The organism is Nocardia carnea NBRC 14403 (assembly GCF_000308515.1).
In the GTDB taxonomy this organism is placed as follows: Bacteria; Actinomycetota; Actinomycetes; order Mycobacteriales; family Mycobacteriaceae; genus Nocardia; species Nocardia carnea.
The window spans coordinates 80928-105840 of record NZ_BAFV01000124.1 but is presented as its reverse complement, the minus strand read 5'-3'; the positions used below and the strand labels follow the sequence as shown (position 1 = coordinate 105840).

Sequence of the window (24913 nt, the reverse complement as noted above, 5' to 3'; positions counted from 1 at the left end):
GAGGTGGCCGGCGTTATGCCGGAGGTGTGTCGTCGCGCGAAACGCGGCGACGGGCGATCGCCCAGCCGCCGTCGGTGCGCTGGAGGCGGTCCTCGAAGGTGGTCATCCGCACCAGCCGCGAGCGGCCGCCGCGAGGGGTCGCGACTATCTGCAGATAGGCACCGGCCTCGAGCGTCGCGTCGTCGAGCTGCCGGATCGCGATATTCGTGACCACGTGCCGCTGGATCTCGTCCGCCGCCTGCGCCGCCTCGTAGAAGCCGCGGGCGAAGTCGGTGAGCGCAGCCCGGCCCACCACCGGTTCGGGATAGCTCGGCGAATGGAATTCCCCGGCCATGGTGAACGTGGCCGCCCAGTCGGCGGCGCGGCCGTTGTCTATGGAGTGGCTCTGGAACCCGTACAACTGGTGGACCGCGGCCACCGTGGCCGGATCGGGCAGACCTCCGGGCGACACCGTGTTCATCGACATTCTCCTCGGGTGATCGCTGATCGGCCGGCTTGCCCCCACCCTGCGACCGTGCGATAATCGCACACACTGTGCGATATGCATGAAGGCTAAGTGTCCGCCCTCACAGAAGTCAAGAAGGACGAGATGAACCACAGCACGGCACCGGACGGCGAACACACGCCCGCGGTCGAGCTCGACTCCGGGATGTCGAAAACGCTGCACCACGGATTGGCGATCCTCGAGGTGCTCTCCCGTCACCCGCACGGGCTGTCGACCAGCGATCTAGCCGACGCGGTCGGCGTGCACCGGACTGTCGCGCATCGGCTGGTCCGCACCCTCGAGGCCCACCGCCTGTGCCGCCGCGACGACACCAAACGGGTCACGCTCGGCACGGGCCTGGTCACGCTGGCCGAGCCGGTGGAACAGGATCTACGGACCGTGGCCCGGCCGGTGATGGAGGACCTCGCCGAACGTACGCGCGCCACCGTCCACCTCGTACTCCGCGAGAGCGCGTCCGAGGTGCGCGCGCTGGTAGTCGTGGAACCACGCAATGCCGAGGTCCATGTGGCGTTCCGGCCGGGCCAGGTACACGCCATCGACCGGGGATCGGCCGGATTGGCCATGCTGGCCGCCCTGCCACCGGCCCCCGGCGAACGCCCGGAGGTGGAGGCGGCCCGCCACCGGGGCTACGCGGTCACGCGCGGCGAGGTCGTCTCCACGGTGTACGGCCTCTCGGCCCTGATCCCCCGCCGCCGCGGCGCACCGCTGTCCTCGATCGGAATCTCGGTATTCGAGATCGACGACGAGCGCGCGCTCGCCACCGCCGTCACCGAAGCCGCCCGGCAGCTGGGCACACTCCTGCACTGACCCGGACAGCAGGCAACGCAGCGAAAACCGGTTGGGCCGGCCATACCGTTCGGCGACGATATCGGCCATGATCCTGCTCGTACCCGCCGATCCACTCCGTCCCCGCCGCGCCGACGACCATTTCGCTGCCGAGGCCGCGGCCGCGCGCACCCTCGGGATCGATGTGGCGCTGGTCGATCACGACCACCTCACCCGGCCCGGCGGTGCGGAGGAAGCGGTACGGCGAGTCCAGGCCGAGGGGGTTGCCGTATACCGCGGCTGGATGGTGCGTAGCGAGCGGTACGCCGAACTCACCGAGGCCCTGCTCAGCCGGAATATCGTCCTGCGCACCACACCCCCGCACTACCGGCGCGCACACGAAATGCCCGGCTGGTACGCCGAACTCACCACACTGACGCCCCGGTCGGTATGGACAACGGGCACCGCGCGGGTGGAATTCGACCGGGCACGGCAACGGCTCGGCGCGGGCCCCGCCGTGCTGCGCGACTACACGAAATCGATGAAGCACTACTGGAACGACGCCGCCTTCATACCCGAGACCGGTGACGGCACGGCGGCCTGGCGGGTGGCGAGCCGGTTCCGGGAATTGCGCGGTGCGGACCTGACCGGCGGTTTCGTACTGCGCGCTTATGAGCCGTTCGTATCCGCCGAGATTCGGACCTGGTGGATCGGCGGTAACTGTCACATCGTCGGCCCCCACCCCGACAGTCCACAGGACACCCCCTCCCCGGACTTCGATACCGCCATCGCGCAACAGCCGATCCGCGATCTCGGGCTGCCCTTCGTCACGGCAGATTTCGCGCTGCGCGCCGATGGCGCCTGGCGCCTGATCGAGCTCGGCGACGGTCAGGTGAGCGACCGGCCGCGCACGATCCCGCCGGAAACACTCGTCGCGGCCCTGCGCGACGAGTTCGCCGAAGAGTCCCCGGGGAGCGTCGCGCCGGGCAACCGGTGACCGGACAGAATGGCAGGTCGTAGTCGATCGCCCGGAGTTCGGGCCCGTCGCCGGCCCGCACAGGGGACGGTTTCGCGATATCCAGAACCCCGGGGCGACGCGACGGCCCCCGGGCCGGCTGGACTCGGCCTGCGCGGATGGTCGACGATGGAGCAATGGTGCTCAGTTCGCAAGAGGCCGACCTGTTCGAAGGGGCGCGGGGCCGTTTGGCGGCGATCGCCTACCGGCTGCTCGGCTCGGCCGGGGATGCCGAGGACGCCGTGCAGGAGACCTTTCTGCGCTGGCACGCGGCAGACCGCGAACAGATCGAAACCCCCGAGGCGTGGCTGACGAAGGTGCTGACCAACCTTTGCCTCAATCAATTGACCTCGGCCCGAGCGAGACGCGAAACCTATGTGGGGCAATGGCTTCCGGAACCGGTCCTGGCCGGTGATCCGATGCTCGGCCCCGCCGATACCGTCGAGCAACGCGAATCGGTGTCCCTCGCGATGCTCACCCTGCTGGAACGGCTGTCGCCGAAGGAACGCGCAGTATATGTGCTGCGGGAGGCATTCGAGTATCAGCATCGAGAGATCGCGGACATGCTCGACCTCAGCGAGGCGAACTGCCAGCAGATCTACCGGCGCGCGAAACAGCATGTGACCACCGAGCGGTCCCGCACTCCGGTCGACTCGGCGACCGCGCGGGGAATCGTCCGGGAATTCCTGACCGCGGCTCTCAGCGGCGATACCGAACCGCTGATCCGGTTGCTCACCGGCGACGCAGTCAGCATCGCCGATGGTGGTGGACGAGTTCCGGCGCGTCGAGGCCCGGTCCTCGGCGGCTTCGCCATCGCCCGCTACCTGAGCGGTTTGTTCCGGCCGACCGCCGCCAAGCGGGCCTTCATCGGCAGTAAGCCATCCTTCTACAGCGTCACTGTCAACGATGGGCCGGCCCTGCTGGTCGAGGTGAACGGGCAGGTACTCGGTGTTTTCTGCTTCGAGTCGGCCCCGGGCGGCATCCAGACGATCCGTATCCAGGTCAACCCGGACAAACTGGGTCGTGTGCGACGCCGGTGGGCGGCATCGGCACCACATCACCCCCTCCCCGTGGAGTGGTGACTCCGACCCGGCCGAGCGCGAAGCCGCCGCGGTCAGCTCATGAGCGGGTCGCGGAACCGGACCGCACCGACCCAGCTTCTCAGCTTCCGGTGATCCGGCCGCAGCGGTATAGACGACAACTCTCAGATCGATGCCCGGGACATCCAGTACGTACAGTGTCGGCCAGATCAACTCACCGAGGAGCATCATGCCGTTCCGGACAGCAACCGCGTCCGCCGTCGTGTTCGCCGCGATACTGTGTGCCGCTCCCGCCGGGCACGCCGAACCGGGGGCCGCCGGGCGATACGTCGCGCTGGGGAGCTCCTACGCCGCCGGTCCGGGTATCGAACCCTTGCACGGCGCCGGATGCGCTCGCTCCGGCCGCAACTATCCGCACCAGGTCGCCGAGGCAACGGGCCTCGCGCTCACCGATGTCACCTGTTCGGGGGCGACCACCTCGAATCTGCTGTCCGAACCTCAGCAGATCCCCGGCGGCGGAACCGCTGCACCGCAACTCGACGCCGTCACCGGCGACACCCGGCTGGTCACCATCACCATCGGCGGTAACGACCTCGGCCTCATCGGCGGGATGCAGGCGAGCAGCTGCGGGAGCATCGTCGGCGGTGCACTGCCCACGGCACCGCCGGATACGATCACCGGCGCATTGAACGCCTTGTGCGGAGGCACCGCCACCGAGCCCACCGCCGCCGATATCGAGCGACTCACCGGGGCGTTGACCGATATCGTCCGTGCGGTGCAGGACAAAGCGCCCGGGGCGACAGTGCTGCTGGTCGAATACCTACCGGTCCTGGGCGCGGACGCGACCACCTGCCCGATGGTTCCCCTGGCGCCGGAGTACGCGGCTGTCGCCCGCCGGACGTTCGACGGGCTCATCACCGCAACACGCCGCGCCGCGGACGATACGGGGGTACGTTCGATCCAGGTCCCCGGTGCCGACAGTCATACCGCCTGTTCCCCGGATCCCTGGGTCAACGGGATCCTCGCCCCGGTGGCACCCGATCCGATAGCGTCCATGGCCGCCTCCTACCATCCCAACCTCGACGGCATGACTGTTGTCGCCGAACGGGTCTCCGCGGAAATCGCCTGATCCGTCGTGTGATCGGCCGGTCGAGCTGCGCGTGTGGGAGTTTCCCGGCCACTCACCATGATTCGATGAGCGGTTCCGGGTGCTCGGTTTGCTGCCATTGCCCGGTGAGGCGGTCGAGCCTTCGCGCGCCCATACCGAAGACTGTGGCGATCTTGCCGTCGCGGACCTCCAGGACCACCACGCCCACCACCCGGTCCGCGGTCACGGCGATCATCGCCGGTGCACCGTTGACCACACCGGCGTGGATGGACAGCGGGCCACCGACCAGCCTGCGCTTGGCCGGGGTCGGTTTGAAGCCTGCGCGCAAGGTGGTCGCGATCCGGCGGGGCGTCTTCAAGACCTGGAGTTTCGCGGCGAGCCCGGCGCCGTCGGAGATCGCGGTCGCATCATCGGTCAGCAGGGCGACCAGGTGCTCGGTGCGTCCCGAGGAGGCGGCGGCGACGAAGGCCTCCACGATCCGGCGGGCGGACGCGCGGTCGGCCGCACCGGCGTTGCGCCCGGCGGCGATCCGCTGCCGCGCCCGATGTGTGTGCTGCTGGCTGGCCGATTCGGAGATGTCGAGGATCTCGCCGATCTCGGCGTGACTGTAGGAAAATGCTTCGCGCAGAACGTAGACGGCGCGTTCGACCGGGGACAGCTGCTCCATCAGCCGCAGCACCGCCAGCGTTACCGATTCGCGCTGTTCGACGGTATCGGCCGGCCCCAGCATGGGGTCGCCGTCCAGCAGCGGTTCGGGTAGCCAGGTGCCGGCCGCACGTTCGTGCCGGGCGCGCGCCGAGCGCAGCCGGTCCAGCGACAGGTTGGTCACCACCTTGGTGAGCCAGGCCTCGGGGATCTCGATGCGGTCGCGATCGGCGGCCTGCCAGCGCAGGAACGCGTCCTGGACGACATCCTCGGCGTCGGCGGCCGAACCGAGCAGCCGGTACGCCAGCGAGGCCAGCCGGGACCGGCCGGCCTCGAAGCGTGCCACGGTGGCAGTGTCCACGATCGCCACTTTAGGCCGCGACCTCCTCGTTGCGCCGCCGCGGCACGTCCGCGAGATGATGCCTGCGGATGGGCCGGCCGTAGGTCGGATGGCGCAAACTCCACGGACCCGCGTTCAGAATGGCGGCCTTGACCCGCGCGGCGGGACGGCCCCGCAAGGCCCACGACTTCGACCGCTCGGCAGCATCGACGAGCTGGAAGATCCCGTCTTTGCGGCCGAGACTGATGTGGTTGCCCACGTAGGACAGCGAGGTCTCGGGTGCCTCGCGGCCGGTGAGGTCGCCGACGATCGCGGCCACGGCCTGCATGGCGGTGAAACCCGCCGACGCGCAGGACATCGGCAGCGGCCGGCCGTTGTCGCGGATGGCGAAAGCGCTGTCGCCCGCGGCGTAGACATCGGGGTGCGAGACCGATCGCATCATCCGGTCCACCCGGATCCGCCCGTTCTCCTCGACCGCGAGCCCGCTCGCGGCGGCCACCGGATGCACAGCGAACCCGGCCGCCCAGACGGTAGCGTCGGCGGGCAGAACAGTGCCGTCGGCGGCGACCGCATGGGACGCCTCCACCCGTTCGACAGTGGTGTGCTCGTGGACGGTGATCCCGAACCGGTCGAAGACCCGGAACAGATGACGCCGGGCCGCGGGCCCGAGCCAGCCGCCCAGTTCACCTGTGGTCGCAAGCGTGACCCGCAGGCCAGGCCGGGATTCGGCGAGTTCGGGCGCGGCCTCGATCGCGGTGAGATTGCCGCCGACGACGAGCACCGCCCCGTCACCACCGAGGTCGTCCAGACGCTGCCGCAGCCGCAGCGCCGACGGCCGCCCGGCCACATGGAAGGCGTGCTCGGCGACACCCGGCACACCGTGGTGGGCGGCGGTGCTGCCGAGTGTGTAGAGAAGGGTGTCGTATCCGAGCCGGTCGGTTCCGTCGGCGCCGGTCACAGTGACGGTCCGCTGTTCGGCATCGACCGCTTCCACCCTCGCCACCAGCAGCCTGATGCCGGTACCCGAGAATACTTCCGCCAGATCGTGCCGGCGCAGTTCCTGGCCCGCGGCGAGCTGATGCATGCGCATCCGTTCGACGAAATCCGGTTCGGCATTGACGACGGTGATCTCGACCTCGTCGCGATGCAGCCGCCGCGCGAGCAGTCCGGCGGCGTAGGCGCCGGCGTATCCGGCCCCCAGGACCATGATGCGGTGCTTCATAACGGTGCTCCTGTCCGGTTCGCGTGAACCTCTTTCGTTCGCGTGTCCTCTGAACGGGGCAGCGACCGGATTCCTGACAGGCAGCGAATGTGATCTGAATCACCGAATGGTTGTCAGCGCCGCAGCACCCTCCGCACCCAGGCTCGCAGCCGGGCGCGCCGCGACTCCGGTTCGGCCGCCTCGACCGTTTCCGCGGCCACCGCCTGCGCGAACCGCGCATGCAACTGCTCGCGAACCTCATCCGGTGTATACGCCCGGCGGCGCCGCTCCGCGCGCACCACCACCACACCGGTGGCCACCACACCGGCCGCACCCGCCAAACCCAGCAGCTTCCACCACCTCATAGGAATAGGCTACGTGTATGGCGGGTGCGGATATCGATCTCGACCGGGCTGTAGAGATCACCAGAACGGGCGATATCTGGTTGTTCCGTGGACATTCCACGGCCGACCGAATGATCAGGATGACCACCAACAGCCCGGTCAACCATGTCGGGATGGCCGTGGTGATCGACGATCTACCGGCCCTGATCTGGCATGCCGAACTCGGCCGCTCACTCACCGATATGTGGTCGGGCACCACTCATCGGGGCGCCCAATTGCACAATCTGCGCGACGCAGTGATGGTGTGGGCCAACAAGTACGGGCAGCAGGCCTGGCTGCGCCAGCTCGATCCCCCGGCCACCCGCGCAATGGAAGACGGTGTCCTGCGCACCGTCGCCCGGCTCGATGGAACCCCCTTCCCCTCGACCGCCGCCCTCGCCGGCCGCTGGTTCCGGGGCCGAATCCAGCTGCCCCGCCGACTATCCCGCCGCCCCCGCCGCCCCGATGCGCGCGAAGTCGAGAACGCCTACTGCGCGGAAATCGTGGCCGCCACTTATCAGGCGATGGGTCTACTACCCGAGGACCGCAGTCCCGACTGGTACGACCCGGGCCGCTTCTGGAGCGGCGACCACCTGCGCCTCACCGGCGGCCATACGCTCGGCGGCGAGGTCGCGGTCGACGTACCGGCCGAAAAGACGAGCTGACCTACCCGGGCAGTAACGCTGCGGCCAGCACACCGCCCACAACAGGACTCCCAACGGCAACCCGAAGGCCACCACCAAGCCCAGCACGCTCACCGCCGGTCCAGATCCACTACGGGCCAGCGATATCCGAGCGGATAGACGCGCATCGGCGTGACGAGAGCGGCAATATCGGTAATCGCATGGCGTACCGCGTCGGCATGCTCGAACGAAGGCACCGCGACCGCCGCCGCGTTGTGTTCCATGACGGCCCCGCACAAGATGAGCGCGGTAGCCAGCGGGCCGGTATCGAGTCGGACAGTCCATACGATCCGGTAGCCGTGCTGCTGCGCCACCCGATGAATATCCACACCGTCGCCGTGCAATTCACGTCGGATCAATCCGAGCGCCTTCTGCACCTTTCTGTCCATCGGTTCCCCTATCGTTTCAAGATGTTGGCAACACCCGGAACCGAGGCCGGACCGCACCACCCAGCGACGATGCTCCTCGACCGTACTGCGTGTCCCATGGCAGAGCGCAGATGCCACGGGCTTTCCCGGTTCCGGGTGCTGCGCAAGTAGACACCCGGAACACACAGTGGGCCAGTCCGTTTGGATCATCCAATCAACTTCACCCGTTTCCCCAGCAAACCATCCGCGACGGGTGCACAATGCATCCAACTCAACCGACCAGGGCACCCGACCCCGCCGACCAGATCACCCACGAAAACGGCCAGGTGCCACCCAACAACACGGGGGAACGACCAGATGGGGAAGATTCCCAGCACCATCCCACGCCGCCAGCTAGGCAGGCGTCTCCGCGATATGCGCCAGGAAGCGGGCATGTCGATCCAGGACGCCGCCCGGCTGATCGAACGGGGAGCAGGCACCCTGCAGCGCTTGGAAAAAGGTGAGGCGAACCGCATTCGGCTACTCGACATCCAAGCGCTCTGCCAGGTCTACGACACTATGGACCAGCTGCCCGGGCTACTCGAACTGGCGAAGGTGGCCGCGAACGGTGATGGCGAGGACGGCTTGTGGTGGAACGAGTACGGCCACGCCATCAGAGCCGACTTCGAGCTGTACGTAAGTTTGGAAGCGTCGGCATCGAAATTGACCGTCTATCGCCCGGACATTATCTCCGGACTTTTCCAAACACCCGCCTACGCGAGGGCATTGGACACGCTGTACTTTCCCGACGCTACGCCCGAAGACCTCGAACAGCGGGTGGATGTGCGACTGAGAAGGCAGCGGATCATCAACCGGCGGCGCAACCCGGTCGAAGTCGACCTGCTACTCGACGAGAGCGTGCTACGCCGCGTTGTCGGCAGCCGGGATGTCATGCGACGGTCCTTACGCCATCTCGCGGACCTGCCCGAGAACGTCACCGTTGGCGTGCTGCCCTTCTCGGCCGGGTTCCCGTTGGGAGTTGCGTGCGGACCGTTCACGGTACTCGACTTCGACCGCGCGACCGGTGAGCCACCAACGGTGTACGTAGAGGGATACCGAGGCAACCTGTACTACGACATGGCCGAGGCGGTGGCCCAGTACAGAGACACGTTTCGCGCACTGCAACAGGTAGCGTTGTCCGCGGTAGACAGCAAACAGACGCTTCGGCGGCTAGCTAGGGAGTACGAGCAGTGAGTATCGACCTGTCCGGGGCCCGGTGGTTCAAGAGCACCCACAGCGGCGGGGGCAACGATTGCGTCGAGGTCGCACACCTCGACGAAGGCATGGTCGGCGTCCGCGACTCCAAAAATTCGAGCGGTCCGGCGTTGGTCCTCACCCCCGCCCAGTGGGACGCATTCCTGGCCGACGCCGCCAACAGCGAACTCGATCGACCGTAGTAGCGCAGGCGCGACGGGGCCCCGGCCTGCAGGGTCCCAGAACTTGTGCCGGATCTCGGACCGGATGATGCCGCCGGGCCTACTCCCTTGGTGGACATGAGTCCCGACGGACGGGTGTGCGGTACCGCCTTCAATCCGGCTGCGGCGCGAGGGAATCCCGACACTGGTTCAGCATGTGGAGCAGCTCCTGATGTGTTTCCTGGGCGATCGCCCGCTCCACGGCGAGTCGCGCCTCGCCACCGTCGAGCCACTGGACGACCTCGCGGTGTGCGGCAGTGTCGGTATGCCACAGACCGTTCGGCACCCGCCTACCGTCCTGCGAAACTACGTCGTCGACCACGAAATCCCGGAGGCTGTGCACTGCTGCCGGAGTCCGCAACCGTGACCAGCTCTGCAAGTTCGCGGCGACACTCTCGCCGGCATTGCCGAACGTCCACAGCAACTCGTTCGGATCGTATGAATCCGGGTAGTCGCTGAGGACTTCGGCCCACAGCGCACCCATCAACTCGGCTATCGCACCGGCCTCCGGCCATGCTCTCCAGCCAGCATCGCGTAGCCGCTGGTAAACCCACTCGATATCGGGCCAATCCATTTCGCCGGTGAGGCACAGCTCGAGGATCCGGGGCGTGAAGTACCGCAGGTCCTCGGCCGAGCCCGCCCCCATCATTGCGACCGTCACGTACTGCCGGAGGTCGTCGGCACTCAGGTCTGTTCGCGGTTTGTTCAGCAGGACCTCGATCTTGTCGGGCCTGAGGCAGCAGGGACACGCATCGATCCGCTCCGGCCGCTCGACCTGTGCGAACACCGCATCCAACGCCGCGAGGACCTCGCCGACGGGACGGAAATCCTCGCTACCCGACATGGACGGAACGGTAGCAGGGACAACAGCGACCCGGTCCACGTGAGATCGGGACGACGGAAGTCGCTCGGAGTCACGGGGCGTGATCGACGGCGGCGGTCGCGGGCCTGTTGTGCTGAATGCGGCTCACTCGAAAGATGTTCGAAGCGGTGCTCGCGCAGGGATCTGTGCCCCGCCTCGACGGCGGACCGCCACGACGCAACACACATCGCGGAGATGATCATCATCGGCGCCGCCCGCACCACATCGCCGTCGAACCTTGAAGGTTCATTATTTTCTGAATACAGAAACCGGTGTACTATTTGCGGCGTGGAGCCCGCTGTACACACCGACGCCCTGGCGCGGTTCGGGCACGCCCTGTCCGACCCGACCCGTACCCGGATCCTGCTGAACCTGCGCCGAGCCCCCGGTTACCCGTCGGAGCTGGCGGAGCAGATCGGAGTGACCCGCCAGATCCTGTCCAACCACCTCGCGTGCCTACGTGGCTGCGGGCTGGTGGTCGCGGTGCCCGAAGGGCGGCGCTCCCGCTACGAACTCGCCGATCCCCGGATCGGCGCAGCACTGGAGGATCTACTCGGCCTGGTGCTGGCGGTGGACCCTGCATGCTGCCCGGATGCCGTGACCGAAGGCTGCTGCTGATGGGTCTGCGGGAAACAGCGGTCCCGCCTCCGGGCGGGGACACCGACCGTCGTGCGGTTCTGACGCGGCGGATCCGCTGGTTCGTCGCGGCGACCATCACCTACAACGTCATCGAGGCGGCTATCGCGCTCACCGAGGGCACCCGGGTGTCCTCCACCGCATTGATCGGTTTCGGGTTGGATTCGGTGATCGAGGTGTCCTCGGCGGCCGCGGTGGCGTGGCAGTTCGCCGGCCGCGATCCCGAGAAGCGGGAGAAGGTCGCGCTGCGGATCATCGCGTTCTCCTTCTTCGCTCTGGCCCTCTACGTCACCGTCGACTCCGTCCGCGCCCTGTTCGGCGTCGGCGAAGCCCGGCATTCGACGATCGGTATCGTCCTGGCCGCGGTGAGCCTGGTGATCATGCCGGTGCTGTCGGCCGCACAGCGCCGCGCCGGGCGCGAACTCGGCTCCGCCTCCGCAGTATCGGATTCGAAACAGACCCTGCTGTGCACCTACCTCTCGGCGGTGCTGCTGGCCGGACTGCTGCTCAACAGCCTGTTCGGGTGGTCATGGGCCGATCCGCTCGCCGCCCTGATCATCGCCGCCATCGCGGTCCGCGAAGGTATCGAGGCCTGGCGCGGCAACGCCTGCTGCCCCACCCCGGCCGAACTCACCGAAAACACCACCGGCACCGGCCACGACTGCGCCTGCTGCGATTGAACCGCACCGGCAACTGCCGATCCATCATCGCGACCTGGTTGCCGAGGCCGACGGTCGCACCGATGCCGGACCCGACTGTGCGCTGCGCAGAAGGAGAGCCACTCGCCATCGGCGGGGTGTGCACCTTGTGACCGATCCCGTTCTCGTCGGCCGGCGCTCGGCGCGGGTGACTGCGCAGCGGCTGGAAGACCTGCCGCCCGGTGCGCTGACACTTCCTGCACAGGGCCGGCCGGACCATCACGGCTGTGCGACGAGAGTATTCAAACGCTCCGCTCTCCGGGTTTCGTGTGGACTCGCGAGCGTGATGTAGACCAGTGGCAGCCCTCGTAGTTCAGGCCGCTTGCGTGCATCGAGATCCAGCAGCAAGTCCACAGCAGGTCGTCCCATCAGCTTCGTGAGCTCGCGGTCGTGCTGATAAACGATCCGCCGTAACCAGATGGCCGAGATCGCAACAACATCGATCACATAGATTGCCAAGGCGCCGAGAATCAGCAGCCAAGCCGGGAAGCCCAGTAACCCTGATACGTAGCCGTAGAGCATGCCGAACACGAGGGCAGTCGAGATGATGCCGACCCAAAGCCGAAATCGACCACGACGGCCAAGATCCCATGACACCAGGATGCTTGCCAGCGCTGCTTCCTGCTCGGCCGGCGAGAGCTCATCGAAGGCGGGGCCAACACTGAGCACGAGCCGGCCCCGCTTGCGTCTCGGTCGTATACCCTCCGCAATCCAATCCGGCGCCGGGCCCGATTGGATATCCGGCGGTTGCACGCCCACCCTGGCCGCCAATTCCTGCGTGCGGGCGCTGATTCGATCTAGATCCACCGGCACATCATTCACTATCAGACCGAACGGTCGCTATAGGTAATTTTCGAACTTCCCGATCGATGGTTCTCGACCCGCCCCGCCGACAGGGATCACCGCCACTCCAGACAGGCCTGTACAGCGTTTGTGAGACGGCGCCGCCTCAGGCTCAGGGGAGTTCTGCGATGCCACGGACTCGAGCGCTCCGACTGTAGGCACTGCTACTGCAGCAGGCCGATGGTGAACGACATCCCCAGAAACAGCACGAGCTGATATGCGCTGTTGATCACCGTGAGCCGGACAGGTTTCTGCTCGAAACCGTTGTGCTGCGCGAGCGTAGAGAGCGAGAAGCCCAACCACGCAACTAGCCCGACGGCAAAAGCCAACCCGACCGAATCGTTGCCGAAGAAGCCGGCGGCGATCGAGCAGGCTGCGGCGAGTGCCAGCGCGGTGACGATGATCGATGCCACCAGCACCACGAACGGACTCTTGCCGCCCCGCGCCGAATCCTCCTTGGTCACGTGAGTCAGCTTCCGCCAAGTGCCGCCGACGAGGCCCCAGTCGCTGTACCAGATCCAGGCGATCGCCATGCCGACCACGATCGCGACCACGACCGCCGGCCAGCTGATGCTCAGCTCCACGGGAGTCACCTCTCCTCGACGTCCAAGTATCACTTGATAGAATCAATCATGATGGATAAAGTCCACCAAGAAGCGAAGAGTCCGCGCTCTTACAGGCAGTTCTGTGCCCTCGCGCGCTCCCTGGACGTCATCGGCGACCGGTGGACGCTGCTCATCGTGCGCGAACTCCTTCCCGGTCCGATGCGCTACACCGAGCTGAAGACCTCGCTCGAGGGAATCGCGACGAACCTGCTGTCCGAGCGGCTGAAAACCATGGAGGCGAACGGGATCGTCGAGCGTCGCCTCGACCGCACGAGTGTCGTGTACACCCTCACACCGTGGGGGGCCGAGCTGCGGGATCCCATGGAGGCCCTCGGCCGGTGGGGCGCGCCGCTGCTGACTACCGGCCAGGGCGACGACAGTTTCCGGCCGCGTTGGCTGACTCTGGCGTTGCCGGCCCTCCTCCGGGGTGTGACTGCCTCAGTCCCCGTCGAACTCGGCATCGAGACGGACGGCTTCCTCATGGTCCTGAGGATCGACGAAGACGGTCCGCGCGCATTCGTGCCCGATCGAGATCCGGCCACAGTATTCACTGCCGCTCCCGATGTGGTCGTCGCTCTCGCCGCCGGAACAATAGGCATCGAGCAAGCCCTCGCTGCCGGCGAGTTCCGGGGCGACTCGAACATCCTTCGCACCGTATTCGTCCATGTTCGTGTGCAAACATGACTCCGCCGGCCGACAGCGACTGATGGCGACAGGATGTACCTGGCGGCTCGACATCCCCTCTGACCCGACTGCCCTGAAGCTCCGATGCGCGGATGTCAACCGGCGAATTTTGCCACCGCCTGCTCAGTGACGGGGGTGAAGAGGTTGATCAGGTTGCCGTCGGGATCGCGGAACAGCAAGGACCGGTTTCCCCACGGCATCGTGGTGGGCTCGTTGACGAAACCCTCGACCGTCTCCCGCAACCGCCGATAGTCGGCGTCGACGTCGGGGACGAGGAATTCGATGATCGCGGTGTGGTTGTCGGCCGGGCGCGCGCTACCTTCCGCGAACAGCGCCACGGTGCGGGTGCTGCCGAGGGCGAGAGTGCCGGCCGGGGTGACTATTTCGGCGAAATCCGGTGTTGCCCAGGTGGCGTCGACACCGGTCACGTGCTGGTAGAACTCGACCATCCGCTGGATGTCATCGGTGATCAGGCGGGTCGAGACGAGTTTCATATATGCTCCTGGTTCTGTCGATGCGGCGGTGGTTATGCCGCCGGACGCGACCATAGATCCGATACCGGACAGCCCCGGTCCGCTATCCACGCGAGAACCTCGAAGATGGCGCCGATATGTCTCGGCCGAACGGCCCACACACCACTCGAGCCCGAGCAGACTCGACCAAGTGACACAACGTATCGGCGCTGCGACGGCAGGCGGCAAGGCGCGAGGAGTGGAACGTGACAATGAAAGACCGCCGATCAGGCACTTCGTCCCGGATCGGCACTACCGCGGTGGTCACCGGTGGCGCCCGGGGTTTCGGGAAGGCTTTCGGTGCCGCGCTCGCCGCCGAGGGCGCCGCTGTCGTCCTCGTAGATCTCGATACGGCCGCCGCCGAAGCAGCAGCGGCGGAGATCCGGGACAACGGCGGATCCGCGACCGGCCGCACCGGGGACGTCACCGACGAAACCGTAATGGCGGAGATCATGGCCGAGGCGGCCGCGATCCACGGCGGTATCGATGTACTGATCAACAACGCCGGTCTGCACAGCGACGAATACAGCAAGCCCATCGGCGAAATGGGGCTGGCGAAAACTCGCCGGCTCTTCGAAGTCAATGTCATCGGAGTGATCGCCTGCACCCTCGGGGCGCAACCGCATATGACACATCGGGCGGGCGCCAATATCGTCAATATCGCCTCGGCGGCAGCACATCTCGGCGGCACCGCGTACGGTACGTCGAAACTCGCGGTGGCCGGCCTCACGGTCACCTTCGCGCGGGAGCTCGGCCCCGCCGGTATCCGCGTCAACGCGATCTCTCCCGGCATGATCTTCACCGACACGATCCGCGCCGAGCTACCGGATGCGGTGAAGGACCGTGTCAAGGCAATGCAATTCATCGATACCGACGGCGCCGAAACCGACGTGGTCGAGGCGATGCTGTACCTGACCTCCCCCAGCGCCCGGTTCATCACCGGCGAGACGCTGCGCGTGACCGGAGGCATGGCCGCCGGTACCTGAATCACAGCCCGGTCCCTTCCGGTGGTGAACGCGCCGGACCCTCCAGCAAGAGGCCAGTACTACAGAGGTGGACCTGTACGAGCAGTCCGGTTGCCCGGCATGCTCGTCACATGATCCGACGTCTTGTGGCGCTGTTCGCCGGTCTCTGGTTGTACGGGTTCTCGATGGCCGTGATGATCCGCGCCGCAGTGGGTTTGGACCCTTGGGATGTATTCCATCAGGGCGTGACACAGCATGTTCCGATGAGCTTCGGGACGGTCACCATCCTGACCGGTGCCGTCGTACTACTGGCCTGGATACCGCTGCGGCAGCGGCCCGGGTTCGGCACGCTGAGCAATGTCGTACTGGTCGGGGTGTCGGTCGATGTGGGGCTGTGGTTGCTGCCGGAGTGGGAGTCGCTTCCGGTGCGGTTGGGCGCGATGGTGCTCGCGGTGGTTCTCAATGCGCTGGCCAGTGTGTTGTATATCGGCGCAGGGCTGGGGCCCGGACCTCGTGACGGGCTGATGACCGGTTTGGTGCGCCGGACCGGTTTGTCGGTGCGCCTGGTCCGGACGACGATCGAGGTCTCGGTGCTGGCCACCGGCTGGCTGCTCGGGGGCGGGGTCGGCCTCGGGACCGTGGTGTACGCGGTCGCGATCGGGCCGCTGATCCAGGCGATGATACCGCTGGTGAACGGATGGCTGCCGGGTTTCGCTACCGCCGGCCGGGAGCCGGTCAGACCTTCTGCCGAAGCGGCACCGGGAGTAAACTGACCATTCGCTGTTCGACTGCTCAGGGTGCTGCATCCGGGGGTTCGAAAACTACCAGGACGTCTCCTATGGAAACCCGAACCGACGAAATCGCCGACGGTATCTACCGGTTCTCCACCTACGTTCCCGATGTGGGGCCCACCGGATTCACCTTCAATCAGTTCTTCGTCGACGCCGACGAACCGTTGCTTTTCCACACCGGTATGCGGGCCTTGTTTCCTGCGGTCTCCGCCGCTGTCGGGCGGATCAGGCCGGTCGAGCAGTTGCGCTGGATCACCTTCGGTCATGTGGAGGCCGACGAATGCGGGGCCATGAACCTTTTCCTCGAGGCCGCCCCGAACGCCGAGGTGGCGCACGGCGAGGTGGGCTGCCTGGTATCGATCGACGATCTGGCCGACCGGCCACCACGGCGGCTGGCCGATGGAGAGGTGATCGATCTGGGCGGGCGCCGGATCCGGCATCTGGACACCCCGCACGCACCGCACAACTGGGAGGCGCGCGTCCTGTACGAGGAGACCACCGGGGTGCTGTTCTGTGGCGACCTGATGACCCAACTCGGTGACGGACCGGCACTCACCGATACCGACCTCGTCGAGCCGGCGACCGTCGCCGAAGACGTCTTCCATGCGACGTCGATCGGCCCCGCCGTCCCCGCGGCACTGAATCGGCTCGCGGAGCTACAGCCCACCACCCTGGCCGTGATGCACGGGTCCGGTTACACCGGCGACTGCGAGCAGGCGTTGCGCGATCTCGCGACGGTCTACCAGGAGCGGATACCGCACTGAGACGGCGCCGGCCCGCACCGACACGCGCCACCGCGACCTCCACGCCCGGATCCGCCGGGCCTGGGCTCTTGCCCGACCATGCACCGGGCCGAGCCCTGTTGCCCGAGATCCTGAAAGGCGACCCGGTCGATCCGGTCCGGATCACATGCCGGCCGGTCGGGTCGGTCAGTGGGCCGCCGACCGCACCTCCGCGGCGAGATCGTCGTCGACGGCGACCCGGACCAGCGCGGCGGCGAACTCGGCGGCCTCGTGGTCCGGGGTGAGGCGGGCCAGTTTGCCGGGGTCGGCGGGCAGGTCGATCCGCTGCGCACCGTGTACCGCGCGGCGGTCGAAATGCGGGCGAACCCACGGCCATACGTCCTGTACCTCGCGCAGGAAGATATCGCCACCGGTCGGGCCGATTCCCTTGAACTGCTGGATGAGTTCGGCGGCGCGGTCCGGGTCGTGATCGGCTTCTTCGGCGAGTTTGCGCAGGTCGCCGTCGTATTTCTCGAGGACGGTCGCGGCGATTTCGCCGAGCTGGGAGGCGGTGCGTTCGTCGTAGCGGCGATAGTGCCCGCGCCCCAGTGCGTCGACCAGTTCCTGCCACTGCGCGTCCGCGACTTCGCGGGCGGTCCGGTAGCCGCTGTGGACGAGTTCGGCCGTCGCGGCGGTCGCGATATCGGCGGAGATCCGGGCGCTGAGCAGCTCGGACATCATCAACAGCTGGAACAGTGGCGCCGGTTTGTCGTCGAGCTTGATTCCCGCTTCGGCGGCGTAGGTGCTACCGGCTCGGTCGAGTAGTGCATGCACAACATCTCGCTGGCTCATCGGGCCTCCTTTTCCCGTCGCGTATACCCGCAACCCACCGGCCCACACCGTGTAACCGGCGCCCGCACCAGCCTCGCACACCGTTCCCGCGTACCGGGGGAACGGCGCGGTCCGGCTCAGCTCACCGTGGCCGCGGCCTTCTCCGCCTTGGCGGCTTCCCGGGCGAGCATCCGCGCCCGCTGCTCCTCGAACCGCTGCACATCCTTGCCCAGCTTCTCGAGGTATTCGCACAGCTCCTCACGGCTGCGTTCACCGCGCGCGGTGAAATCGGTACGGTCGAAAACGTTCCAGATCCGCAGCACCGGCAGCAGGACCTCGTCGAGATGCTGGCGCAGATCGTAGATGCCGTGTTTGACCATCAGGACACCGTTACGCCGCCAGTTCGGCATACCGCGGCCGGGCATGGCGAAATCCTTGATGATCTTGGTGACCGATTCCATCGCCTGGTCGGGCGCGAGATCGAACGCCGCCCCGGCCAAATTGCGGTAGAAGATCATATGCAGGTTCTCGTCGGTGGCGATCCGCTTGAGCATGCGGTCGGCGATGGGGTCCTCGCATACTTTGCCGGTGCAACGGTGGCTGATGCGGGTCGCCAGTTCTTGGAAGGTCACATAGGCGACCTGATCGAGCATGCCCATGAAGTACTCCGGCGCATGCACACCGCGCGTCATATGCACCATACGGTCGTTCTCCAGCGCGACCGGATCCACGCCGCGGGTGACGACCAGATAGTCGCGCATGGCGATACCGTGCCGGTTCTCCTCGGCGGTCCACCGGCCCACCCAGGTGCCCCAGGCGCCGTCACTGGAGAAATGCTCACTGATCGTGCGGTGATACGAGGGCAGATTGTCCTCGGTGAGCAGATTGGTGATCATCGCGACCTTGGCGACCTCCGACAGCCGTGACTGTTCCGGATCCCAGTCCACACCGCCCATCGCGGCGAAATTGCGGCCCTCGTCCCACGGCACGTAGTCGTGCGGGTTCCAGTCCTTGGCCGTGGCCAGGTGCCGATCCAGATTCTCGGCCACTACCGGTTCCAGCTCGACCAGCAATTCGTGCTGCGTCATATCGCGTCCCATGCAGATCCTCTCGGCTCGTCCTCGGAAACGATCCGAGAGCGGCGCCGGCGGCCGGGTTCATGACCGGAAACGGCACTCGACGATCTCGGATCGGGTCGAACACACTCTCCCGCCCGGAGATATCTCTCCACACTCCGCGCAGGCCCTGCTCACAGCTACCCAGCGGTGCAGACGATACCCGCTGCCGGGCAGATCGATCACGCGGTCGAGGCCGGGCCCGGACAACATTGTCCGGATCTACGGCAGCGCCGGTGACCGATCCCCGACAGGGTAGCAATGCCGGCACAAGCTGCCACGGCGGCCGAAAACCTCACGCTGATCAGGCAATTCACCGAAGGACGGGCCCAGCCGGTGGTCACGCACCCGGACCTGGGGACAACTGGTCCGGCGAATTCACAAATCCAGCGGGCCCCGCGATTTCCCAGAGGTGGGTCGGCGGGCCGCTCAGGGCCTATCGCGGCCGCCCACCGGCGATCCCGCGCCCGCGGGCGCAGCCGAGTACGCAATCACTGCGACCGCTTCGGCCCGAGCGCCGACGGGCGGATCGCTGCCGAGTACCCCGGCACGTCAGCCGGCACGGGCGGATACCAGTGGGGCGGTGGTATCCGGCGTCGTCGCCGGAATCCGGGCGTTACCCCGGGTACGGCGCCGATCCGAGTGTTCCGGGTACAGCGAGCGCGATATCGTGCGGGCAGCGTCGGCGACGAGGGGCGCCACACGGTCGAGCCGGGCCGAGCGGGTGTCCCCGCACAGCGAGATTCCGGCGACCGGGCCGTCGTAACCGCGGATCGCCGTACCGACACAGGAGACGCCGGGCGCGGATTCACCGTGTTCGAGAGCGAGGCCGTTGCGCCGCCGTATCCGGTTGAGCTCCTGATGGAGTGCGGGGAGATCGGAAACCGTGCGATCGGTACAGCCGCGCAGGCGCGGGCCGTACAGGGCATCGACGGTTTCCGGGGGCAGCCCGGCCAGAATGGCTTTCCCACCGGCGGTCGCGTAGGCCGGTGCCCGGCCGCCCACCCGTGAGGGGACGCAGGTGGCGAATCGGCCACCGACCTTGTCCAGATACACACTGTCCCCGCCCTCGAGCACTGTCAGGTGCACGACCAGACCGGTCTGCAGGTGCAACTGGTGCAGTAGCGGCGCCGCCGCCGCGCGGATCTCACTGCGGCCGCCGTCGCCACCGGCCAGCCCCAGGGCACGGCGGCCCAGGCGGTAGCCGGACGCGGTGTGCTCGATCCAGTCCAGGCCCACCAACTGGTGCAGGATGCGGTGCACGGTGGAGCGGGGCAGCCCCGCGTAATCGGCAACGTCCTCGAGGGACAGGCGCGCGGCGCGGCCTTCGAACGCATCGAGTATCGCGGTCATTCGCTCGACCATCGATTGCGGCAGCTCCCGCACCTCGGCCCGGGGGGCGGATACCAAGTCCGTGACGGTCATCACTTCCTCCAACAGCACTGTTCAGAGGCCTTTCACAGGCAAAAACTGAAATTCATTCTTGTTTCAGAGTAGCACCTGCAAGCCGTCTGCCCGGCAGAACGAGCGAGTCGCCGGGATACCACCCACCGAGACGGCCGGTACGCCACTCCTGGCGGGCACGGTAGAACGGACGCCGAACCCACCGAGCCGGCACACCAGTAGCGGAGAATTCGCCAGGATGCATATCGGAATCTCGTCGCCCATCGTCATCGCCCATCCGTCGATGTGCGCGGACTGGGAACGAGACGCCGGAATCGCCGAACTCGCCCGGATCGCCGGAACTGCGGACCGGCTGGGCTTCCACCACCTGACCTGTAGCGAACACGTCGCCGTCCCGGTCGATATCGCGGCCGAACGAGGCGGCACCTACTGGGATCCGCTGGCCACCTTCGGCTTCCTCGCGGCCCGCACCAGCGGTATCCGGCTGACCACCCAGGTACTGGTGCTCGGCTATCACCATCCACTCGAAATCGCCAAGCGATACGGCACGCTCGACCTGGTCAGCGGCGGGCGGCTGATCCTGGGGCTCGGCGTCGGCAGCCTCCGCGAGGAGTTCGAACTGCTCGGCGCCGAATTCGCAGAACGCGGAGCCCGCGCCGACGATGCACTCGCCGCGCTGCGCGCCGCCCTGTCCACAGATCGGCCCGAATACCACGGCCGGTACTACGACTTCGACGATATGGTCGTCCGGCCGAACGCGGTGCAGCCGCGGGTCCCGCTGTGGATCGGTGGCCGGACCCGCCGCTCGCTGCGGCGCGCGATCGAATTCGGCGACGGCTGGGTCCCGTTCGGACTCCCCCTCACCGAGCTGCAGTCCATGCTGAAAACTGTCGAACTCCCCGCCGGATTCGACCTGGTACTCAGCGCCGGCGAACGACTGGACCCGATCGGCGCCCCGGACCGTACCGCGCACGCCCTGGACCGGCTCCGGACCGCCGGCACCACCATCGCGAGCGTCGGACTCACAGCCACCGGCGCCGCCGACTACTGCGACCAGCTGACGGCCCTGCGCACCCTCGCCGCCGGGCTCGGCTGCATATTCGACGACCGGCCCGGACCACCGCCACCGGACACACCTGCGTAGTCTCGCTGAGTGGTACAGGTCACCGACCGCCCGGTCGGGCCGTGGCATGTTGCTGTCCGACAGGCACCGTGGAGAGAAGGGCGGCCACTATGGCGACACCGGCAACCGATATGCAATCCCGGATCGAAGGCATCATCCGGCGGTTGACCGGCCCCGGTGGCCGGTTCGAAATCGTGGCCGAGGACGTGCTCGGTGCCGAGATCCCGGTGATTCGCCATCGCGGCCGGAGGGTGGCCGATCTGCTGGCCGGATCGCGGGTATGGGGCGATCGCGACTATCTGGTCACCACGGACCGCCGGATCTCGTTCACCGAGCACCTCGACGCGGTCGCGGCGCTGGCGGTCGCACTGCGCGACCGGTACGGGGTGCGCAAGGGTGACCGGGTGGCGATCCTGGCCGCCAACAGCCCCGAATGGGTGATGGCGTTCTGGGCCACCCAGAGTCTGGGCGCCGTCACCGTCGGCATGAACAGCTGGTGGGTGGCGCGCGAGATCGACTACGGGTTACAGCACTCCCGCCCCGCGGTGCTGATCGTGGACGAGAAACGCGCCCGGCTGCTGGACGGACTCGACACCTCCGGAATCACCGTGCTCACCACGGAAACCGATCTACCACGCCTGGTCACCGAACATTCCGGTGCCGAACTCCCCCAGCCGGAGGTCGACGAGGACGACCCCTCGGTCATTCTCTACACCAGCGGCACCAGCGGGCGCCCCAAGGGCGCCCTGCATTCGCAGCGCAATCTGCTGGCCGTCGTCGACTACTTCCGCTTCGGCGATGCGTTCGCCGCCGAAATGTCGGGCCACGACTACGACGACTCGCAACCGGTGCCACTCCGATGCCTGCTGACCTCGCCCCTTTTCCATATCGCGAGCTTGCACAATCTGGTCGTACCCCGGCTGGCCACGGGCAGCGCGGTGATCTTGAATCAGGGCGGTTTCGATGTCGAGACCGTGCTCCGCCTGATCGAACGGGAACGGATCACCAACTGGGGAGCCGTGCCCACCATGGCCGCGCGACTGCTCGAATACGACGGCGCCGAGAACTTCGACCTGTCCTCCCTCACCTCGTTCGCCTTGGCCTCGGCCCCGTCGTCGATCGCGTTCAAGGACCGGCTCCGGGAACGATTCCCGTTCGCCCGCGACGCACTCGTCGACAGCTACGGGCTGACCGAATGCAGTACTGCGATCGCGGTCGCCACCCCCGCCGATCTGAACCGCTCCCCCGGCACGCTCGGCCGGCCGATCCTCACCGTGAACCTCGAGATCCGCGATCCCGACGGCGTGCAGGTCGCGGACGGCACCGAAGGCGAGGTATGTGTCCGCAGCCCCTTTGTGATGCTCGGATATTGGGACGACGAGGCCGCGACTGCCGCCGCCATCACCCCGGACCGCTGGCTGCGCACCGGCGACTACGGCATCGTCGAGGGGGGCGAGCTCCGATTGACCGGCCGTCGCTCCGACCTCATCCTCCGCGGCGGGGAGAACGTCTACCCCACCGAGATCGAACAATGCCTCGACGAGCACCCCGATATCGCCGAATGCGCTGTCGTGGGCGTACCTCATTCCGACCTCGGGCAGGAGGTGGCAGCGGTGGTGGTGGTCGCGCCGGACGTCACGGTCACCGAGGAGCAGCTCACCGAATTCGCCCGTGAGCGGCTGTCGTATTTCAAGGTGCCGACCCGCTGGCGGATCACGACGGAATCGTTGCCGCGCAACGCCACCGGCAAACTCGCCCGCCGCGCAATCACGCTCTGATTTCTCCGCGAGGCCGTAATACGGCACGAATGGATACACGGAACCATCGTGTATCGCCACCAATTCCAGCGATGGACAAATAACCCGGGATAGCCTGGCGGCGCAAGAAGTTTCCGACCAGAAAGAAATCACATGCGCGCATTTTCCGGAATTCTCGCTTCCGTCGCGATCGCCGGCGCGGTAGCGCTCGCCGCAGCGCCCGCACAGGCCGCGCCGGCCCTGACCCCCGCCGGCCCCGTCGCCGAATCCGGCATGCTCCCGAGCACCGGATCGGGCGTTATCGACGCCGGATCGGACCTGATCGAAACCGGCCTCGATATCGTCCTCGACCTCGTCTCGAGCCTTTCCGGCAGTATGGGGTCCTGACCTCGTCCCCGTTGCGGGACAGCGAGATCCGGCCCCGCCGGTCCGGGCCGTGCCGACTTCGTGGGCACGGCCCCGGCAGGGCCCGGCACCTCCGGGATCGGTGGCGTGCCCCCGCCGCCGATCCCGGAGCAACCGCGGAATCCCTCCGCCGTCAACAATTCCCGGCGCCGGTGCGAACAATTCTTATAAGCATATTCTCGGCGCATACTTCGAATTGATATCGATACACAAACCGGACGTGTCCATTGTTGTGCAATCACACCGCGGCCGGAGATTCGAGGAAGGCTCGGATAATGTCGAAACTCGGTCGCCTTGCCGCCGCCGCGGTGCTCGTATGCGGGACATGGTTCGCCCTCGCCCCCGCGCAGGCGCAGGAATCCAGCACGACCGAGCCGCCGCCGAGCTCGCGAACTCCGGAAAGCGCCACTCCCGAATCATCGCCGCCGGCCGGCCCCACCCCGGAAGCCGGGGATTCCCGGATCTCGGTGCTGACGCTGTCCGCGGTCGCCCGCTCGGGCGAACCCGAATTTCGCACCACAACCCTGCTGTGCGCCCCCAAACACGGTGGCGCCCATCCGGAACCGGTGGACGCGTGCGCCGAACTCGAGGAGGCGGGCGGTGATTTCGCCGCCCTCACCGCCGAGCCGGCCGCCTGCCCGATGATCTACGAACCGGTCTCGCTTCTGGTGATCGGACTCTGGGACAGCCGGCCGGTGACCTATCAGCACGATTTCGCCAACTGGTGCGTGCTGGCCGGATCCGCCGAACACGTCTACAAATTCTGACCGGCCGCAACACCGGACCCGACCAGCACGAATACTATTCGGATGGAGGCGTTTTCGGCCGCGTACGGCGCCGGGTTCCGGATGGTGGGGCGGACGGCCCCAGGCCGTGTTTCATCAGGGGCAGGATCGCCGCGCGGACGAAGGCGCGCGCGGCATCCGGATCGTCGAAATCCGCACCGGCCGTGGGCGTGAGCATCAGCGAATGTGCGAACCGGGCGACGAGTTCGGCCACCGGCCCGGTGTCGTACCGGTCGATCCCCCCACGCTCCTGCGCGGCGTCCAGAATACTGTCGATGAACTTGATGCCCTGCGATACCAACTCTTCGCCGCGGACGGTGTAGAAACTCAGCGCCTCCTCCGGCGCCACCTCGAGCAACTGCGTGATCAGTGGATGGGTTCTGGTGAGCCGCAGGATATAGAGGACCGTTTCCTCGATCTGCGCGTCGACACCGGCCGTGGTGGTGGCGATGGCCGTGGCCTCGGCCAGAACTCGCTGGATCTCGCGCGCCAGGACCGCGTCGACGAGGTTGTCCTTCCCGGCGAAACGCCGGTAGATGGTGACCCGGTTGAGCCCGGAGCGGCGCGCAATATCGTCGAGGCTGCTCCGCCGGATGCCCACTTGCAGGATCCGCTGCAGTGCCGCGTCCAGGATCGTCTCCTCGACCTCGTCATACGCACGCAACATG

Annotated in this window: 30 protein-coding genes; 17 read left to right on the top strand and 13 right to left on the bottom strand. The window is 67.0% G+C overall.

Annotated features, from left to right (window positions below; all coding sequences use genetic code 11):
• Positions 1 to 13: 13 nt before the first annotated feature.
• Positions 14 to 460, bottom strand: a complete 447-nt coding sequence (locus tag ON22_RS32600) for a nuclear transport factor 2 family protein (protein WP_051158384.1) — start codon at positions 458 to 460, stop codon at positions 14 to 16.
• A gap of 189 nt (positions 461 to 649) precedes the next feature.
• Here ON22_RS32600 and ON22_RS32595 point away from each other — a divergent pair, with 189 nt between their 5' ends.
• The 4 genes from ON22_RS32595 (at position 650) to ON22_RS35100 (ending at position 4454) form a co-directional block, all read left to right on the top strand.
• The gene (locus ON22_RS32595) at positions 650 to 1312 is read left to right on the top strand and encodes an IclR family transcriptional regulator (protein WP_086007844.1); all 663 of its coding nucleotides are present in this window, start codon (positions 650 to 652) and stop codon (positions 1310 to 1312) included.
• Between the two features lie 67 nt (positions 1313 to 1379).
• Positions 1380 to 2267, top strand: coding sequence for an ATP-grasp domain-containing protein (locus tag ON22_RS32590; protein ID WP_051158378.1), 888 nt, complete (start codon positions 1380 to 1382; stop codon positions 2265 to 2267).
• 155 nt (positions 2268 to 2422) lie between these two features.
• On the top strand, positions 2423 to 3367 hold the full coding sequence (locus tag ON22_RS32585; protein ID WP_033242783.1) for an RNA polymerase sigma-70 factor: 945 nt from the start codon (positions 2423 to 2425) through the stop codon (positions 3365 to 3367).
• A 187-nt stretch (positions 3368 to 3554) separates the two neighbouring features.
• A complete protein-coding gene (locus tag ON22_RS35100; RefSeq protein WP_051158377.1) occupies positions 3555 to 4454 on the top strand; it encodes an SGNH/GDSL hydrolase family protein in 900 nt (299 codons plus the stop codon).
• Between the two features lie 52 nt (positions 4455 to 4506).
• Here ON22_RS35100 and ON22_RS32575 read toward each other — a convergent pair whose 3' ends face one another.
• From ON22_RS32575 to ON22_RS32565, 3 genes are all read right to left on the bottom strand, one after another.
• Complete coding sequence (locus tag ON22_RS32575; RefSeq protein ID WP_033243057.1) at positions 4507 to 5439, bottom strand: sigma-70 family RNA polymerase sigma factor; 933 nt, start codon at positions 5437 to 5439, stop codon at positions 4507 to 4509.
• A gap of 10 nt (positions 5440 to 5449) precedes the next feature.
• A complete protein-coding gene (locus ON22_RS32570; RefSeq protein ID WP_033242782.1) occupies positions 5450 to 6640 on the bottom strand; it encodes an NAD(P)/FAD-dependent oxidoreductase in 1191 nt (396 codons plus the stop codon).
• A 113-nt stretch (positions 6641 to 6753) separates the two neighbouring features.
• Positions 6754 to 6984: a hypothetical protein gene (locus ON22_RS32565; protein ID WP_033242781.1), complete on the bottom strand. Its 231-nt coding sequence runs from the start codon at positions 6982 to 6984 to the stop codon at positions 6754 to 6756.
• 17 nt (positions 6985 to 7001) lie between these two features.
• Here ON22_RS32565 and ON22_RS32560 point away from each other — a divergent pair, with 17 nt between their 5' ends.
• The gene (locus tag ON22_RS32560; RefSeq protein WP_033242780.1) at positions 7002 to 7667 is read left to right on the top strand and encodes a hypothetical protein; all 666 of its coding nucleotides are present in this window, start codon (positions 7002 to 7004) and stop codon (positions 7665 to 7667) included.
• Positions 7668 to 7756: 89 nt separating this feature from the next.
• Here ON22_RS32560 and ON22_RS32555 read toward each other — a convergent pair whose 3' ends face one another.
• Complete coding sequence (locus tag ON22_RS32555; protein WP_033242779.1) at positions 7757 to 8074, bottom strand: hypothetical protein; 318 nt, start codon at positions 8072 to 8074, stop codon at positions 7757 to 7759.
• A 336-nt stretch (positions 8075 to 8410) separates the two neighbouring features.
• Between ON22_RS32555 and ON22_RS32550 the strand changes: the two genes are divergently transcribed.
• Together ON22_RS32550 and ON22_RS32545 are read left to right on the top strand one after the other, a co-directional pair.
• Positions 8411 to 9286, top strand: coding sequence for a helix-turn-helix domain-containing protein (locus tag ON22_RS32550; protein ID WP_033242778.1), 876 nt, complete (start codon positions 8411 to 8413; stop codon positions 9284 to 9286).
• Complete coding sequence (locus ON22_RS32545) at positions 9283 to 9489, top strand: DUF397 domain-containing protein (RefSeq protein WP_033242777.1); 207 nt, start codon at positions 9283 to 9285, stop codon at positions 9487 to 9489. The genes ON22_RS32550 and ON22_RS32545 overlap by 4 nt, the downstream gene beginning before the upstream one ends.
• A 130-nt stretch (positions 9490 to 9619) precedes the next feature.
• On the opposite strand, the gene ON22_RS32540 is transcribed toward ON22_RS32545, so the two are convergent.
• Complete coding sequence (locus ON22_RS32540; protein WP_033242776.1) at positions 9620 to 10351, bottom strand: hypothetical protein; 732 nt, start codon at positions 10349 to 10351, stop codon at positions 9620 to 9622.
• Between the two features lie 306 nt (positions 10352 to 10657).
• On the opposite strand from ON22_RS32540, the gene ON22_RS32535 reads away from it, so the two are divergent.
• Both ON22_RS32535 and ON22_RS32530 read left to right on the top strand, forming a co-directional pair.
• Positions 10658 to 10987, top strand: coding sequence for an ArsR/SmtB family transcription factor (locus tag ON22_RS32535; protein WP_033242775.1), 330 nt, complete (start codon positions 10658 to 10660; stop codon positions 10985 to 10987).
• Complete coding sequence (locus tag ON22_RS32530; RefSeq protein WP_033242774.1) at positions 10987 to 11685, top strand: cation efflux transmembrane domain-containing protein; 699 nt, start codon at positions 10987 to 10989, stop codon at positions 11683 to 11685. Before ON22_RS32535 ends, ON22_RS32530 begins: the two co-directional genes overlap by 1 nt.
• Positions 11686 to 11922: 237 nt before the next feature.
• Here the strand turns inward: ON22_RS32530 and ON22_RS32525 are convergent, their stop codons facing one another.
• The gene (locus ON22_RS32525; protein WP_156052234.1) at positions 11923 to 12525 is read right to left on the bottom strand and encodes a hypothetical protein; all 603 of its coding nucleotides are present in this window, start codon (positions 12523 to 12525) and stop codon (positions 11923 to 11925) included.
• 185 nt (positions 12526 to 12710) lie between these two features.
• Entirely contained in the window at positions 12711 to 13130 is a 420-nt protein-coding gene (locus tag ON22_RS32520) for a DUF1761 domain-containing protein (protein ID WP_051158383.1), read from the bottom strand.
• Between the two features lie 48 nt (positions 13131 to 13178).
• On the opposite strand from ON22_RS32520, the gene ON22_RS32515 reads away from it, so the two are divergent.
• Positions 13179 to 13835, top strand: a complete 657-nt coding sequence (locus ON22_RS32515) for a winged helix-turn-helix transcriptional regulator (protein ID WP_255218574.1) — start codon at positions 13179 to 13181, stop codon at positions 13833 to 13835.
• A gap of 95 nt (positions 13836 to 13930) precedes the next feature.
• Here ON22_RS32515 and ON22_RS32510 read toward each other — a convergent pair whose 3' ends face one another.
• Positions 13931 to 14329, bottom strand: coding sequence for a VOC family protein (locus ON22_RS32510; protein WP_033242772.1), 399 nt, complete (start codon positions 14327 to 14329; stop codon positions 13931 to 13933).
• Positions 14330 to 14559: 230 nt separating this feature from the next.
• Here ON22_RS32510 and ON22_RS32505 point away from each other — a divergent pair, with 230 nt between their 5' ends.
• From ON22_RS32505 to ON22_RS32495, 3 genes are all read left to right on the top strand, one after another.
• On the top strand, positions 14560 to 15333 hold the full coding sequence (locus tag ON22_RS32505; protein WP_051158376.1) for an SDR family NAD(P)-dependent oxidoreductase: 774 nt from the start codon (positions 14560 to 14562) through the stop codon (positions 15331 to 15333).
• A 110-nt stretch (positions 15334 to 15443) separates the two neighbouring features.
• Entirely contained in the window at positions 15444 to 16085 is a 642-nt protein-coding gene (yczE, locus tag ON22_RS32500; RefSeq protein WP_033242771.1) for a membrane protein YczE, read from the top strand.
• 65 nt (positions 16086 to 16150) lie between these two features.
• A complete protein-coding gene (locus ON22_RS32495; RefSeq protein ID WP_033242770.1) occupies positions 16151 to 16867 on the top strand; it encodes an MBL fold metallo-hydrolase in 717 nt (238 codons plus the stop codon).
• Between the two features lie 165 nt (positions 16868 to 17032).
• Here the strand turns inward: ON22_RS32495 and ON22_RS32490 are convergent, their stop codons facing one another.
• The 3 genes from ON22_RS32490 to ON22_RS32480 form a co-directional block, all read right to left on the bottom strand.
• Positions 17033 to 17677: an HhH-GDP family DNA glycosylase gene (locus ON22_RS32490; protein WP_033242769.1), complete on the bottom strand. Its 645-nt coding sequence runs from the start codon at positions 17675 to 17677 to the stop codon at positions 17033 to 17035.
• A 116-nt stretch (positions 17678 to 17793) separates the two neighbouring features.
• Positions 17794 to 18756 (bottom strand): acyl-ACP desaturase, encoded by a 963-nt coding sequence (locus ON22_RS32485; protein ID WP_033242768.1) that lies wholly within the window; start codon positions 18754 to 18756, stop codon positions 17794 to 17796.
• Between the two features lie 567 nt (positions 18757 to 19323).
• Complete coding sequence (locus ON22_RS32480; protein WP_033243053.1) at positions 19324 to 20196, bottom strand: IclR family transcriptional regulator; 873 nt, start codon at positions 20194 to 20196, stop codon at positions 19324 to 19326.
• A 217-nt stretch (positions 20197 to 20413) separates the two neighbouring features.
• On the opposite strand from ON22_RS32480, the gene ON22_RS32475 reads away from it, so the two are divergent.
• The 4 genes from ON22_RS32475 to ON22_RS35095 all read left to right on the top strand — a co-directional run bounded on the left by ON22_RS32475 (position 20414) and on the right by ON22_RS35095 (position 24227).
• On the top strand, positions 20414 to 21319 hold the full coding sequence (locus ON22_RS32475; protein WP_033242767.1) for a TIGR03619 family F420-dependent LLM class oxidoreductase: 906 nt from the start codon (positions 20414 to 20416) through the stop codon (positions 21317 to 21319).
• A gap of 89 nt (positions 21320 to 21408) precedes the next feature.
• The gene (gene casG, locus ON22_RS32470; RefSeq protein WP_033242766.1) at positions 21409 to 23076 is read left to right on the top strand and encodes a steroid-24-oyl-CoA synthetase; all 1668 of its coding nucleotides are present in this window, start codon (positions 21409 to 21411) and stop codon (positions 23074 to 23076) included.
• A 132-nt stretch (positions 23077 to 23208) separates the two neighbouring features.
• The gene (locus ON22_RS32465; RefSeq protein WP_033242765.1) at positions 23209 to 23442 is read left to right on the top strand and encodes a hypothetical protein; all 234 of its coding nucleotides are present in this window, start codon (positions 23209 to 23211) and stop codon (positions 23440 to 23442) included.
• Positions 23443 to 23735: 293 nt separating this feature from the next.
• Complete coding sequence (locus ON22_RS35095) at positions 23736 to 24227, top strand: SSI family serine proteinase inhibitor (protein WP_051158375.1); 492 nt, start codon at positions 23736 to 23738, stop codon at positions 24225 to 24227.
• 34 nt (positions 24228 to 24261) lie between these two features.
• Here the strand turns inward: ON22_RS35095 and ON22_RS32455 are convergent, their stop codons facing one another.
• The gene (locus ON22_RS32455; RefSeq protein ID WP_051158374.1) at positions 24262 to 24912 is read right to left on the bottom strand and encodes a TetR/AcrR family transcriptional regulator; all 651 of its coding nucleotides are present in this window, start codon (positions 24910 to 24912) and stop codon (positions 24262 to 24264) included.
• Position 24913: the final 1 nt, after the last annotated feature.

What these genes read in the sequence shown, in the direction of transcription:
- ON22_RS32540 (WP_033242776.1), bottom strand. Translation starts at nt 10,351, where the DNA reads ATGTCGGGTAGCGAGGATTTCCGTCCCGTCGGCGAGGTCCTCGCGGCG.
- ON22_RS32515 (WP_255218574.1), top strand. Translation starts at nt 13,179, where the DNA reads ATGATGGATAAAGTCCACCAAGAAGCGAAGAGTCCGCGCTCTTACAGG.
- yczE (WP_033242771.1), top strand. Translation starts at nt 15,444, where the DNA reads ATGATCCGACGTCTTGTGGCGCTGTTCGCCGGTCTCTGGTTGTACGGG.
- ON22_RS32595 (WP_086007844.1), top strand. Translation starts at nt 650, where the DNA reads ATGTCGAAAACGCTGCACCACGGATTGGCGATCCTCGAGGTGCTCTCC.
- ON22_RS32560 (WP_033242780.1), top strand. Translation starts at nt 7,002, where the DNA reads ATGGCGGGTGCGGATATCGATCTCGACCGGGCTGTAGAGATCACCAGA.
- ON22_RS32570 (WP_033242782.1), bottom strand. Translation starts at nt 6,640, where the DNA reads ATGAAGCACCGCATCATGGTCCTGGGGGCCGGATACGCCGGCGCCTAC.
- ON22_RS32555 (WP_033242779.1), bottom strand. Translation starts at nt 8,074, where the DNA reads ATGGACAGAAAGGTGCAGAAGGCGCTCGGATTGATCCGACGTGAATTG.
- ON22_RS32510 (WP_033242772.1), bottom strand. Translation starts at nt 14,329, where the DNA reads ATGAAACTCGTCTCGACCCGCCTGATCACCGATGACATCCAGCGGATG.
- ON22_RS32505 (WP_051158376.1), top strand. Translation starts at nt 14,560, where the DNA reads ATGAAAGACCGCCGATCAGGCACTTCGTCCCGGATCGGCACTACCGCG.
- ON22_RS32475 (WP_033242767.1), top strand. Translation starts at nt 20,414, where the DNA reads ATGCATATCGGAATCTCGTCGCCCATCGTCATCGCCCATCCGTCGATG.
- ON22_RS32600 (WP_051158384.1), bottom strand. Translation starts at nt 460, where the DNA reads ATGAACACGGTGTCGCCCGGAGGTCTGCCCGATCCGGCCACGGTGGCC.
- ON22_RS32480 (WP_033243053.1), bottom strand. Translation starts at nt 20,196, where the DNA reads ATGACCGTCACGGACTTGGTATCCGCCCCCCGGGCCGAGGTGCGGGAG.
- ON22_RS32590 (WP_051158378.1), top strand. Translation starts at nt 1,380, where the DNA reads ATGATCCTGCTCGTACCCGCCGATCCACTCCGTCCCCGCCGCGCCGAC.
- ON22_RS32495 (WP_033242770.1), top strand. Translation starts at nt 16,151, where the DNA reads ATGGAAACCCGAACCGACGAAATCGCCGACGGTATCTACCGGTTCTCC.
- ON22_RS35100 (WP_051158377.1), top strand. Translation starts at nt 3,555, where the DNA reads ATGCCGTTCCGGACAGCAACCGCGTCCGCCGTCGTGTTCGCCGCGATA.
- ON22_RS32550 (WP_033242778.1), top strand. Translation starts at nt 8,411, where the DNA reads ATGGGGAAGATTCCCAGCACCATCCCACGCCGCCAGCTAGGCAGGCGT.
- ON22_RS35095 (WP_051158375.1), top strand. Translation starts at nt 23,736, where the DNA reads ATGTCGAAACTCGGTCGCCTTGCCGCCGCCGCGGTGCTCGTATGCGGG.
- ON22_RS32465 (WP_033242765.1), top strand. Translation starts at nt 23,209, where the DNA reads ATGCGCGCATTTTCCGGAATTCTCGCTTCCGTCGCGATCGCCGGCGCG.
- ON22_RS32490 (WP_033242769.1), bottom strand. Translation starts at nt 17,677, where the DNA reads ATGAGCCAGCGAGATGTTGTGCATGCACTACTCGACCGAGCCGGTAGC.
- ON22_RS32530 (WP_033242774.1), top strand. Translation starts at nt 10,987, where the DNA reads ATGGGTCTGCGGGAAACAGCGGTCCCGCCTCCGGGCGGGGACACCGAC.
- ON22_RS32485 (WP_033242768.1), bottom strand. Translation starts at nt 18,756, where the DNA reads ATGGGACGCGATATGACGCAGCACGAATTGCTGGTCGAGCTGGAACCG.
- ON22_RS32565 (WP_033242781.1), bottom strand. Translation starts at nt 6,984, where the DNA reads ATGAGGTGGTGGAAGCTGCTGGGTTTGGCGGGTGCGGCCGGTGTGGTG.
- ON22_RS32455 (WP_051158374.1), bottom strand. Translation starts at nt 24,912, where the DNA reads ATGTTGCGTGCGTATGACGAGGTCGAGGAGACGATCCTGGACGCGGCA.
- ON22_RS32585 (WP_033242783.1), top strand. Translation starts at nt 2,423, where the DNA reads ATGGTGCTCAGTTCGCAAGAGGCCGACCTGTTCGAAGGGGCGCGGGGC.
- casG (WP_033242766.1), top strand. Translation starts at nt 21,409, where the DNA reads ATGGCGACACCGGCAACCGATATGCAATCCCGGATCGAAGGCATCATC.